General features: G+C 63.8%; 12 protein-coding genes and 2 pseudogenes. 10 read left to right on the top strand and 4 right to left on the bottom strand.

Annotated features, from left to right (window positions below; genetic code table 11):
- Window positions 1-124: 124 nt before the first annotated feature.
- A pseudogene (locus tag DFR50_RS17015) lies at window positions 125-1,153 on the top strand (IS3 family transposase); the annotation flags it as partial.
- 268 nt (window positions 1,154-1,421) lie between these two features.
- Here the strand turns inward: DFR50_RS17015 and DFR50_RS32140 are convergent.
- On the bottom strand, window positions 1,422-2,261 hold the full coding sequence (locus DFR50_RS32140) for a hypothetical protein (protein WP_170153253.1): 840 nt from the start codon (window positions 2,259-2,261) through the stop codon (window positions 1,422-1,424).
- Window positions 2,262-2,359: 98 nt separating this feature from the next.
- A complete protein-coding gene (locus tag DFR50_RS17005; RefSeq protein ID WP_245427870.1) occupies window positions 2,360-3,487 on the bottom strand; it encodes an RHE_PE00001 family protein in 1,128 nt (375 codons plus the stop codon).
- A gap of 581 nt (window positions 3,488-4,068) precedes the next feature.
- Between DFR50_RS17005 and DFR50_RS17000 the strand changes: the two genes are divergently transcribed.
- Complete coding sequence (locus DFR50_RS17000; protein ID WP_113890476.1) at window positions 4,069-5,010, top strand: recombinase family protein; 942 nt, start codon at window positions 4,069-4,071, stop codon at window positions 5,008-5,010.
- Between the two features lie 49 nt (window positions 5,011-5,059).
- Here DFR50_RS17000 and DFR50_RS16995 read toward each other — a convergent pair whose 3' ends face one another.
- Both DFR50_RS16995 and DFR50_RS16990 read right to left on the bottom strand, forming a co-directional pair.
- Window positions 5,060-5,506 (bottom strand): plasmid maintenance toxin (PemK-like), encoded by a 447-nt coding sequence (locus DFR50_RS16995; protein ID WP_113890475.1) that lies wholly within the window; start codon window positions 5,504-5,506, stop codon window positions 5,060-5,062.
- The gene (locus DFR50_RS16990) at window positions 5,493-5,768 is read right to left on the bottom strand and encodes a type II toxin-antitoxin system Phd/YefM family antitoxin (RefSeq protein WP_113890474.1); all 276 of its coding nucleotides are present in this window, start codon (window positions 5,766-5,768) and stop codon (window positions 5,493-5,495) included. Before DFR50_RS16990 ends, DFR50_RS16995 begins: the two co-directional genes overlap by 14 nt.
- Window positions 5,769-6,215: 447 nt before the next feature.
- Here DFR50_RS16990 and DFR50_RS33460 point away from each other — a divergent pair, with 447 nt between their 5' ends.
- From DFR50_RS33460 to repC, 8 genes and pseudogenes are all read left to right on the top strand, one after another.
- Window positions 6,216-6,542 (top strand): hypothetical protein, encoded by a 327-nt coding sequence (locus DFR50_RS33460; protein ID WP_113890473.1) that lies wholly within the window; start codon window positions 6,216-6,218, stop codon window positions 6,540-6,542.
- A 228-nt stretch (window positions 6,543-6,770) separates the two neighbouring features.
- On the top strand, window positions 6,771-6,950 hold the full coding sequence (locus DFR50_RS33455; protein WP_113890472.1) for a site-specific integrase: 180 nt from the start codon (window positions 6,771-6,773) through the stop codon (window positions 6,948-6,950).
- A complete protein-coding gene (locus DFR50_RS33450) occupies window positions 6,943-7,143 on the top strand; it encodes a hypothetical protein (RefSeq protein WP_210208941.1) in 201 nt (66 codons plus the stop codon). Before DFR50_RS33455 ends, DFR50_RS33450 begins: the two co-directional genes overlap by 8 nt.
- Window positions 7,144-7,419: 276 nt before the next feature.
- A complete protein-coding gene (locus DFR50_RS33005; RefSeq protein WP_245427869.1) occupies window positions 7,420-7,860 on the top strand; it encodes an oxygen-binding di-iron domain-containing protein in 441 nt (146 codons plus the stop codon).
- A 26-nt stretch (window positions 7,861-7,886) separates the two neighbouring features.
- Entirely contained in the window at window positions 7,887-8,186 is a 300-nt protein-coding gene (locus DFR50_RS33000; protein ID WP_245427868.1) for a hypothetical protein, read from the top strand.
- A gap of 311 nt (window positions 8,187-8,497) precedes the next feature.
- Window positions 8,498-9,718, top strand: a complete 1,221-nt coding sequence (gene repA, locus DFR50_RS16965; protein ID WP_425376078.1) for a plasmid partitioning protein RepA — start codon at window positions 8,498-8,500, stop codon at window positions 9,716-9,718.
- On the top strand, window positions 9,718-10,680 hold the full coding sequence (repB, locus tag DFR50_RS16960; RefSeq protein ID WP_113890471.1) for a plasmid partitioning protein RepB: 963 nt from the start codon (window positions 9,718-9,720) through the stop codon (window positions 10,678-10,680). The genes repA and repB overlap by 1 nt, the downstream gene beginning before the upstream one ends.
- Before the next feature lie 188 nt (window positions 10,681-10,868).
- Window positions 10,869-11,462 (top strand): annotated as a pseudogene (gene repC, locus DFR50_RS16955) (plasmid replication protein RepC); the annotation flags it as partial.
- Between the last annotated feature and the right edge of the window lie 95 nt (window positions 11,463-11,557).

Genomic DNA, 11,557 nt, shown 5'->3' with positions numbered 1-11,557 from the left:
GGTCATCGATAACCTCCAACGGCGCGCCAAGGCCTTCGGATTCGTTTTGCAAGCCGCCGTGGCGCCGGTCGCCGATCTCGCCGTTTCTTAGGAAAGTGGCTTTGCTGCTGGGCCTGGCGATGCCCGGCGACGAGGCGTCCTGATGGACGCCGTAGCGGCCCTGCCGCCCGGCGGCGGACTGATCGGCGCGGCCTGCGCGGCGCTGTGCCTGTCGCGCGCCAGCTTCCATCGCCGGGCCGCGACAGCCCGGCGCCCTCCCGCGCCATTTCGTCCGCGCCCTCGTCCGGCCAGGGCGCTGGCCGTTCCCGAGCGTCAGGCCGTCCTCGATCTGTTGCGCGAACCTCGGTTTGTCGACCAACCCCCGGCGGAAGTCTACGCCGAGTTGCTTGACCAAGGCCTCTATCATTGCTCGATCCGGACCATGTATCGCATCCTCCACGAGAACGGCGAGGTGAAGGAGCGTCGCCAACAGCTGCGCCACCCCGTCTACAAGAAGCCGGAACTCATCGCCGAGAGCCCGAACCAGGTCTGGTCATGGGACATAACCAAGCTGATGGGACCGGCCAAATGGACCTACTTCTATCTCTACGCGATCATCGACATCTTCAGCCGACGGGTTGTGGCCTGGCTCGTCGCCGACGCCGAAAGCGCCGCCTTGTTCAAACCGCTATTCGAGGACGCCGCCGCAAAGCACGGCGTCTTGCCCGGCCAGCTCACTCTGCACGCCGACCGCGGACCCTCCATGAAAGCCAAGGCCACCGCCCTGTTGCTCGCCGACCTCGGCGTCACCAAGTCCCATAGCCGGCCCTACACATCCAATGACAATCCATTCTCGGAAAGCCTCTTCAAGACCTGCAAATACCAGCCTCAGTTCCCCGAACGCTTCGGCTCTATCCAGGACGCCAAAGCCTTCTGCCGCAGGTTCTTCCAATGGTACAACGCCGAACACCACCATCTCGGCATCGGGCTGATGACGCCAAACCAAGTCCACTACGGGCAAGCCGACGAAATCTATGAGGCCCGAAAGCAGACCCTCGAAAACGCTTTCCTCGCCAACCCGAACCGGTTCGTGAAAAACATCCCCTCGCCACCCGACAAGCCAACCGCCGTCTGGATCAATCCGCCCCAAATCAAGCCTGAAATCCAAGCCTAAATTATCGAACCAGGCGTCTCATTGTCGTTGACACGTTCCGACCTCTTACCCAGCTTCCGGCTGTGGCTCGTTGAGCGGATCCCCCGGCTGCGGCTCGGGCTCGTCGAACGGGTGTGGTTGCTCCGGCTTCGGCGGCTCGTTGATCGGGTCCGGCGCATACGCCCCACCTTTCGACGTCGACATCGACAAGCCTCTCTGCTTCGGTGAGAGTCACCAATGCGCCTTTCTGGCGATCGGGCAATGATCTTGGTCAAGCCTACCGGCGCGGCTAAGCGTTTTTCTTTTCAGATAGGCCTTGAGGCGCAGCGAAGGCAGAAGGCCTGACGCCAACGGTATCGCCAGCGCGCTCAACGAACGAGGCTATGCGACGGCTCGGGGCGGTCGGTGGACGGCCCGGAGCGTTCTCAATCTCACGGTTGTCCTGAAGCCTACTTTCTTGACCGGCTCCGGTTGGGCTCCTGCACGCCTCCTCCCTGTCCCTGTGCAACTGCGCCTCCACCATCGCCTTCAACTGCTCTCGCGTGATTGGCTTCGGCTCCAGCTCCTCGGATCTGTGGGGCCTCGGCTTCTGCATCCACGCGTAGGCTTGGCCGACTGAGAACGCCAGCTTCAGCCTGTCACCGGATGGCAGCGTGAACCCAGGCCGAAGCTTGTCCGATCGCGGATTGCCCTGCGGTTCGTTCAGCATCATTCCTCGGCCCTCCTTCTGCGAATGAGGGAAGCGTAGGGCCGAGAACGTGGGTGAGGCGACGCTTCGGCCCGCGCCCCGCTGGCAAGGCAAGCCTTCACCCCCGATCCGGCGCTCCAGGGTACGAGGTCGCGGCGCGTCCGCATTGATCCCGGTCAAGCTCAGGAAGGCCGAAGCGTTCTGCCGTCGAGCTTCTTGGCCGCCGCCATTAATGCGGTCGCGGTCTTTTCCTCCGTTCATCGCGTCCGCGTGCGCGGGGCCGATAAAGCCGAACTTCCGTGGAGGGTAAGGCTGGAAGTTGAGGTTTTGTGGGGGTTTGCGGCGGATTTTCGCGAGAATATAGGCATGTAATTTTTGATTGACGGCGCTGAAGCTCCGTTGGCGGTTTCGCTTTCCGATTTCAACAGTGGAATCTGTCATGTTTCCATGGGGTTGGGCTGCTACTGAACCGCTGATTCGGGCTAACGATTTCAATTTTGCGAGGTTCTATTGTATAGCGTGTGCGAGCCGCGCTCGGCTCACAAGATTCCCCACGCCCGATAGCGCCCACGTCCGGTCGCTTCGCGCAGGCCTAGCTCGGCCACGAGGTTTTGTGCGGCGCGAGCGCTGATGCCAAGCTCGGCGGCGATCATGCCGGCCGAGACCAGCGGCCGGCTCATGACATAGTCCACGAGGGCCGGCAGGCTCGATGTGGAACGGCGACGCTCGAGCTTGCGGGCCAGCAGGCTGCGCGCCACGAGCCAGCGATCATGGTCCTTGAGGCCGGCCGCGGCCATCGCGGCGATGGCCTCGAGCGTGGCGACGAGCCGCGGTGTGGCCTCCAGGGCCCGTCGGCGCTCGCGCGGCACGAAACGCAGGCCGACATTTAGACAGGCGAGATGGGTGGTCTTGCCGCGTTGTCGCAGCAGGGAAGCGACGAGCAGCCGCCCGAGCCAGGGCTGGTGCTGCAGCGGTTCGATGGCGATCCAGGCCTCGAGCGCGATGGCCGCGGCGAGCGTGGCAGGCAGGTCGCGGGTTCCGCCGAGCGCCTGGCGCCACTCCTCAAGCCTCGCATCCTCGTCCCAGTCGAGATCATAGGCCAGCGGATCGCGCTCGCGCTGCCGCGCTTGGGCGCCGGCGACGGCCCGATCGGCGCGCGCCATGGCGGTGTCGATGGCGGCCAGCGCCTCGGCGAGCAGCGGATCGTGGCGATCCTCGACGACGTCCGGCGCGAGATCCGCGTCATTGGCGTCTCCCGTGATCGCGCGCGGCTTCGCCGGGTCCGCGTCCTCGCCCTCCCCTGCCCGCCCCCGTAGGCCGCCCAGGCCCGAGGCCGACAAGGCCCAGCCGAGCTCGGCGCTGGCTATGCGGCGGCGGGCGCGCAGCACCGCATGCGCTCGCGTCAGCTCATGGGTGGGGGTGCGAATATCCTTTTCGGCATCGTGCAGTACGAGGTCCTCAAGATGCACGAGCTCGCCTTCGAGCCATAGGGAGGCGCAGGCGTCCAGGAAGTGGGTGCGGGCGATAAAGCCTTCGCGGATCGGGCTTGTGCGCAGCCTCTCGTCGAGCCGCGCCAGCGCGTCCTCGGCCTTGGCGAGAGGCGCCGCCAGTCGGGGCCAGGGCAATCGCTCTGCGATTCCAGCAAGATCGGACATTTCAGGTGACATGCGATTTGCGCCCCCGTTCGGGCGCCGAAACTCTGGCTTGGCGCGGTGCTCGTCCGTCCCGCTGCCTCTTGGGCGCAAACCACATGCCTTTCAGAGCGTTAGGCAGGCCAAATTGAAATCGTAAAGGCAAAACGGGGGACGTCCTTTCAGTTAAGAACTGCAAATTGAAATCGGTAAGTGAAAACCGACAACAATCGAAGGCCATGGGAAAAAGGCCAATTCGTAAGTTACTTTGGCACTTCGTAACTGATTGATGACGTGCGTGTCATGGCTTCTTGAGGAAGTCAATATCCAGTTCACTTCCGTCACGGACCCCCGCTGTGCCGACGCGAACAAAACGTTCGGCTGCGGGGTCGAGAGCCGTCAGAACGGCCGCCTCTCGGGCGCTTCAAGCGGCACGGTTTCGGGGCTGCGAGGGCTTCAAAGGCCCGCCAGGCGTAAGGCTGTCGAGCCTGAGGTCCCGCAGAGCGCCGAAAGGGCGCTGCTGGGACCGGCCGTTCAGAGACGCCTGCAAACGCTCATTTGCCAGCAACTTCCGATATTGTACAAACGGGTCCGCAGCGCCCCAAAAGGAGCGATTCGTGGCCCGCAGACCCCTCCCCGGCTCCCATCCCGGCCCGACAGGTCGTCTTTTGGGCTACGCACGGGTCTCCACCGAGGATCAAGCCACGGACGCCCAGACCGACGAGCTGCGCGCGGCTCGCTGCGCGGCGATCTACCAGGAGCACGGATCGGGCGCGTCGCGGGCTCGGCCAGAGCTCGCCCGATTGATGCGCGAGATCCGGCCCGGCGATGTCCTCGTCGTCGTTCGCCTGGACCGCCTCGCCCGATCGGTCAGCCACCTCCTCGAAGTCATCGAGCGATTGGCGGACGGCGGCGCTCACTTTCGTTCACTGCGCGACCCGATCGACACTTCAACGCCCCAGGGCATGTTTTCCCTCCAGGTCCTCGGCGCGGTCGCGCAGCTCGAACGCGCGCTCATCTCCGAGCGCACGAAGGCCGGCATCAAGGCTGCGCAGGCGAGAGGAAAGCTTTCCGGCAATCCCGGTCTCAGGGCGCGGGATCCGGCCGCCATCGCCAAGGCGGCCCAGGCGCGAAACCGCGTCTTCACCGGCGGTGTCATTGCCTCGATGGACCGATGGCTGCCGACGGTCCGGCGCATGCGGCCCCAATCTCCGTGGGAGGACGTGGTCCAGGTCCTGAACCAGTCCGGCGGGGCTCGATGGACCACCGAGCGCTTGCGGCGAGCCGTTGGAAGCGCCGTACGAGAGCGGCTGGCGGACGCCAACCTGCTGGAAAGGACCCCGCGCAGACCGCCCGAGGATCGCCTTATGATGATGGTCGCAGGGATCGCCATGGCAAATCCGGAAATGTCGCTTCGGGCAATTGGAGCCCAACTCGAGGCCATGCGTGAGCGAACCCCCCGTGGCGGCCGTCAGTGGGCGGCGTCATCGGTCAAGAACCTCCTGGACCAAGCTGAGAAACTGGGTTTGGCGCCGTCGATCGGCAACCCGGCGGAGTGAAGCGGCGCTGACTTGTTATCTGCCTATGCGCGAGGCGGTCTGCGCCGCGTCACTCCGTTCGCGGGACGCTATGGTGTGGCATGCTCGCGCCAGCTTCGCCGCGCGCAATCGCGATGAAACGGCGTTTGACCTCGGCGAACAAATTTGGTGGGAGCGGGCCGTAGTAGCCGGTTTCGCTATCGACGGCCCGCAGGTCTGGCCCCGGCCAGACGAAGCGGTTGCTTTCGGTCAGGACGATCCAGGAGCGCGCCTCGTCAAGGCCGAGACGAGCCTTGGTCATGGCGGGGATTTCGATCGCATCGGCGGGATCGGCAGGCGGCGCGTGCGTAATAGGCAGGACCCGAACGACCGGCGCGCCATCCTCCGTCGTCGTCACGATCGCCAGCACAAGGCAGGGGCGATCCTTATCGCCCTCGTCCCTGCCCTCGCGATGCTGCCAGTCCCACAGATAGGCGTAGCGAAAGATCCAGCCGACCCGGATCTTAGTCGGCAGCATGCTTCGCATCGAGTTCGGCGTCGAGATGTTCGGACCCCGCCGGCATCTCGCTCGCCTCGACCGCCGCAATGTCCTCGTCGGTCAGGTCCGCGGTACGCTGAACGCGGCGGTCGCGTTTCGACAGCCGCAAGAAATCCTCGTAGGCCATTAGAACGGTGCGCGGGCGGCCGTTCTTTGTGATGATCACCGGCTCGCGCACGGCGGCGTCCTGATAGGCGCCAAAATTCTTCGAAACCTCGGCGGCGGTGACGGTCGAACTCATGGCTCACGACTCCTAGTTCCGTAATATACGGAAATCCCTGTATTCCCGCAAGTGGTAAACGAACCGGATTGCGGGCGGAACGTAGCCGCACCTAGAAACTGCAAGGGATGCCGTAGTCAAATCAGCGATCGCGACCCGTATAGGGCATGATCGGACATGATCCTCTTTATATAAGTGGGCGCCGATTCTCGAGCCCCGGAGCCCCGATTTGACCCCCAAAACGCGCCCCGGAACGCCCTGCAGACGCCGCCCGGCGACGCCGGCGCGCCCGTTCCCAGGCCCTGCGGCGTCGGGTCGCCGGCTCAAGTTCGCGGCCCCGCGGCAACCTTGCCCGCCAGAGATCGGGAAGCTGGCGAAGGCGGCCTCCGGGAAACCTCTCCGCTCGGTCGGCTGGCGGTCAGGCCGCTTGAGCGCCGATCCGTTGAAGCCCCTGACGGACCCACGCCAGTGAGCGGAAACCAACCCCCTGCCCTGCCACCAGGCGAACGCCCGGGCGGAGGCTCCCTCGCCGCCAAGCTCGATCCGCTGATCGAGACCGCCCGCGCGTACGCCTGCGCGGCGACGTCGAAGAACACCAACCGGGCCTACGCCGCCGACTGGCGCGACTATTTACGCTGGCGGGCCCGCCAGGGCCTCGACCTTAAGCCCCTCGCCGACCCGGAACGCGTCGGCCTCTATTGCGCGGCGATGGCCTCCGGGGCCGCGGTCCGCAAGGCCCGGACCGTCGCCACGATCGAGCGCCGGCTCTCGGCGCTCGCCTGGAATTTCGTCTAGAGGGCCCTGCCCTTCGACCGAAAGAACCCCGGTGTTGCGACCGTGCTCGCCGGCGTGCGCAGCCACTCATGGCCAGCCGCCTGTCCAGAAGGAGGCCATCCTGCCGGATCATGTCCTGGCGATGCTCGACCTCCTGCCCACGTCGAACCTCCGAAACCTGCGCGACCGTGCGATCCTCCTCCGCGGCTTCGCCGGCGGCCTGCCCGATCGGAAATCGCCGGCCTGGTCATGAGCCGCGAGGACTCGCTCGAAGGGACGGGCTGGCCGGAATTTTTCGAGAAGGGCGTGCTCCTCATCTTGTGCGGGAAAACCGGTTGGCGCGAGGTCGAGATCGGCTGCGGCTCGACGGACGCCACCTGTCCGGTCGCCGCGCTCGAGGCCTGGTTGAAATTCGCGCGGATTGTATGAGGTCCGGTGTTCCGGGGCGGTGGTCGGGCGCGCGGTCGGAGCCGAAAGTTTCAACAACCGCCACGTCGCCCGCCTGGTCAAGCGCCTGGCGGTCGCGGGCGTGCGCCGCGATCTGTCCGAACGTGACCGAGAGGAGAACTTTTCCGGGCATTCGCTGCGCGCCGCCTCGTCGGCCGAGATCGACGAGCGCTAGGTCAAGAAACACCTCGGCCACGCGTCGGCGGAAATAACCCGCCGCGACTCTCACCAAGGCGGCGGGGCTAAGATCGAGGAAATCGGCCGCCATTGCCGGGTCCCCTGCCCTATTGGGTGTGAAACGCTTAGGCAAAATGGAACGCCAGGTTTTTAGCTAAGCGTTTCAAATTGAAATCGCTAAGCAAAAGCGACAATTGTTGAGTCATCGCCAGCAGATGGTGGGTCAACTTTTCGATTCGGTTTGCAACGATCCCCGTGTCGTATGGAGGAGTTCATGGAAACCAAGATCAGCGAAGTCGCCGACCGCATCTACCGACTCTCGACTTACGCGCCGGACGTCGCGCCGCCCGCGGGCTTCACCTTCAATCAGTTTCTCATCCTCGGCGATGGGCCGCTGATGTTCCACACCGGTCTAAGGAAAATGTTTCCGCTCACCCGCGACGCACTGAGCCGCATCATCACTCCAGAAAGCCTGCGTTGGATCGCATTCGGCCATTTCGAGGCAGACGAATGCGGCGCGATGAACGAATGGCTCGCGGTCGCGCCACGCGCGACGCCCGCGCATGTCCGCACCTGCTGCATGGTCTCGCTCAACGATTACGCGGATCGCACGCCCCGCGTGCTGAAGGACGGCGAGATCATCGAGCTCGGCGCCGGCAAGCGTGTCCGCTACCTCGACACGCCGCACACCCGCACGGCTGGGATGCGGGCGTAATTTAGGAAGAGTCGACGCGAACACTGATGTGCAGCGACCTTTTCACCCAGCTCGGCAACGACCGTGAGCCGATCGATGGTGGTATCGTCGGGCCTGCGGTCGCCGCGGAGGACATGTTCAAGTATTCCTGCCTCAACCCGGGCATAGGCTCGACGATCCGAAGTCTCTCCGGGCTTGCGCCGCGCGCTCTGGCGCTGATGCACGGTCCGTGTTTCACGGGCGACGGCGCCGGTGCCCTGCGCGCCTTGGCGGATGACTACGACCGCCTGATATCCGCCCAGGAGTTGACGAGCCTTCGGCTCGAAAGGATTGCCCCAACGCCGTAAGCAGGAGACCCGCGGCGTCCCGTTGGGCGTCGGAAGGGCACGGCAAGATCCATTCGGCGCACGGACGGGAGCGCTTCCGGTCCCGGAGAGGGTGAGAAGCTGCGGTCGCGGCGTGTCAAGTGCGCTTGATTTGAGAATATCGAGACTAGGACCTTCACCGTCACGATCCGCAAATGAATGGGACGACTCGAGTTGCCGGCCGGCAACTCTGGCGGCAATGCGTTAACCTTTCGTTTACCCCTTTTCTCTTGCCAAACACTGAGAATCGGTTGAACTAGGCACGGAGAAAACCGCTCTCGGCGGAAACTTTCGTGCATACGGGGATCGAGTTGAGCATTGACGTGGCGCAGAGCACGCCCAGGACGATCCATGAACTCGTGGGGCAGCACGCTCGTGAGTTGTCGGCGAAACTGCAGGCCCATCGTCTCCAGCTGTTTCCACCCGGTGCGCAGAAGACCCTCAGGAAGTTCAGTTCGAGCGAAGCAGCCAGGCTGGTTGGAGTCAACGACGGCTATCTCCGCCGGCTGTCGCTGGAGGGCAAGGGGCCCGTCGTGGATACAAGCCCCAGCGGCCGGCGCTCCTACTCCGCCGAGGATATACAGGCTCTCCGGGAATTCCTCGATTTGAGCGGCAAAGGCGATCGGCGCTACGTTCCGCATCGCAGCGCGAACGAACGGCTTCAGGTCATATCGGTAGTCAACTTCAAGGGCGGAAGCGGGAAGACGACGACCGCCGCCCATCTCGCGCAGTACCTCGCGCTGAGGGGATACCGCGTCCTGGCGATCGACCTCGATCCGCAGGCGAGCCTGTCGGCCTTGCATGGCGTCCAGCCGGAATTCGACATCGGCGAAGACGAGACGCTTTACGGCGCCATGCGATACACCGGCGTGCGCCGCGACCTAAAGGACATCATAAGGCGCACCTACTTCGCCAATCTGGATCTCGTGCCCGCCAATCTGGAGCTTATGGAGTTTGAGCACGAGACTCCCAAAGCTCTTGCGAATGGAGTAGCCGGCGCGTTTTTTTTCGCACGCCTCGACGAGGCGTTGGCGTCGGTTGCTGAGCGCTACGATGTCATCATTATCGATTGCCCACCCCAACTCGGGTACCTCACGATGTCCGCGCTTTGCTCGGCGACCGCGGTCCTGGTTACCGTGCACCCGCAGATGCTCGACGTCATGTCGATGTGCCAGTTCCTGATCATGACGTCCGATCTCCTGAGCGTCGTCGCCAATGCTGGTGGAAATATGGGCTACGACTGGCTGCGATATCTCGTCACCCGCTATGAGCCGGGCGATGGGCCGCAGAACCAGATGGTCTCGTTCATGCGCTCGATGTTTCATGAGCATGTGCTGAATTTCCCGATGCTCAAGAGCACGGCGATATCGGATGCTGGCATCACCAAACAGACGCTTTACGAGTTGCCCCGCGATCAGTTCACGCGAACGACCTACGATCGGGCGATCGAGGCGCTCGACAACGTCAACGGCGAGATTGAGCAGCTCATACGCGCCTCCTGGGGGAGGGCCTGATGGCTCGAAAGAACCTGCTCGCCAATCTGACCGGTGCTGAGTTGCCGGCCGGCAACTCGATGACCGCGCCCCCGGCCATGCGCCTTGGCGAGCCTTTCCCGGCCTCGGGTTCGGCGCGTGGCGCGATCGGGGCGGTCTCTCGGTCGATCGAGCAAATACGTTCCCATTCGGTCATGGATCTGCCGCCCGATCTCATAGACGCATCATTCATCGAAGATCGGCTCGCCGGATCCGACGAGGACCAGTCGAGGCTCACCGCTTCGATGCGGGAACATGGACAACAGGTCCCGATACTGGTTCGGCCGCACCCAACCGAAACCGGACGCTACCAGATCGCGTATGGCCGGCGACGTCTCCGCGCGGCGGTCGAACTGGGGCGGCCGGTCCGCGCCGTTGTGAAGCCGCTGTCCGACGATCAGTTGGTTGTCGCTCAGGGTCAGGAAAACAACGAACGAAAAGATCTGTCCTTCATTGAGCGGGCCATATTCGCCGCGCAACTCGAGGCGCGGGGCTTCGGTCGTGACACGATCATGGCGGCCATGTGCGTCGACAAGACCGGTCTGTCGCGGCTGATTTCGTCCGCGGTGCGTATTCCGCGAGACATCATTCAGGCGATCGGTCCGGCACCCAAGACCGGGCGGGATCGCTGGTCGGACCTAGCGGTCGCTCTGGACAGTCCGCGCGCGGTTGAAGAAGCGCGCCGCGTAATCGCGGTGCCCCTGTTCCCGAAAAAGGCGTCCGATGAGAGGTTCAACGCCGTATTACGGTCGGCTACGGCCGAACCGGGCAAGAGGGACAAAGCCACGATTATCAAGTCTGACGACGGTACGAGGGTGGCCTTGGTGAGGAATGACGGCGATCGTCTGTCTCTCGTCGTAGACAAGAAATCTCAGGCGGAGTTTGCGACCTATCTGGTCGAACGCCTGCCGGAGATCTACGCGCGCTTCTGCGCGCGCGTTTAAGCGTAAACAGCGTTCGGACCAAATCTAGCAGAGGAGAAGCGGCAAAGAAAAAGGCCCCCGAAACGGCATCGCCCCGGAAGCCTTCTCATGTCTTCAGCAAACTGAGAATCGCACTTCCAAGCATCACAGTCAAGAGTCAAGCGCCGATTCGGTGAGCGGTTTTCTTTGCCCGGAGAGAGGCAAAGATCATGGAAGTGCACCAGCCAACGACCCCCTTCGGGCGGCGGCCGATGACGCTTGCCGATGTGGCAGCGCAGCTCGTCGCCTCATCCAGGCCGCCGGACAAAGTCGTCCACAAGTGGACGGTCTTCCGGACCATCTGTGTCGCCAGGCCTAGACTCGGCGTGTCCGAGCGGGCGCTCAGCGTGCTCAACGCCTTGCTGAGCTTCTATCCCGAGACGATGCTTTCGGGCGACGACCTGATCGTCTTCCCCTCGAATGAGCAACTCTCCTTGCGGGCGCATGGGATGCCGGCCTCGACGCTGCGCCGGCATTTGGCAGGGCTGGTCGAGGCCGGGCTCGTGCTCCGTCGCGACAGTCCCAACGGCAAACGCTACGCCCGGAAGGGCAGGGGAGGGGAGCTTCAGTTCGCGTTCGGCTTCGACCTCTCGCCTCTCGTCGCCCGAGTTGAGCAGTTCGAAGGCCTGGCCGCCGAGATCGAATCGGAAGCTCGCGCCGTCAAACTCGCCCGCGAACGGACCACCCTCTGCCGGCGCGACATCGCCAAGATGATTGCGACGGGGATCGAAGAGGGCGTTCCGACCCGCAGGGAAGGGCAGGGGTGTCAGGAGCCATCTTGGTGTGAGAATTTGAAAACATTTTCGGCAATATCCATCAATAGTGAGAATTGCATCTGGCAGAATTCTCACTATTGATG

Origin of the sequence: Roseiarcus fermentans (assembly GCF_003315135.1) — a bacterium.
Lineage (GTDB): Bacteria > Pseudomonadota > Alphaproteobacteria > Rhizobiales > Beijerinckiaceae > Roseiarcus > Roseiarcus fermentans.
The sequence above is the reverse complement of the archived record's forward strand: the minus strand, read 5'-3'. Positions and strand labels throughout refer to the sequence as shown.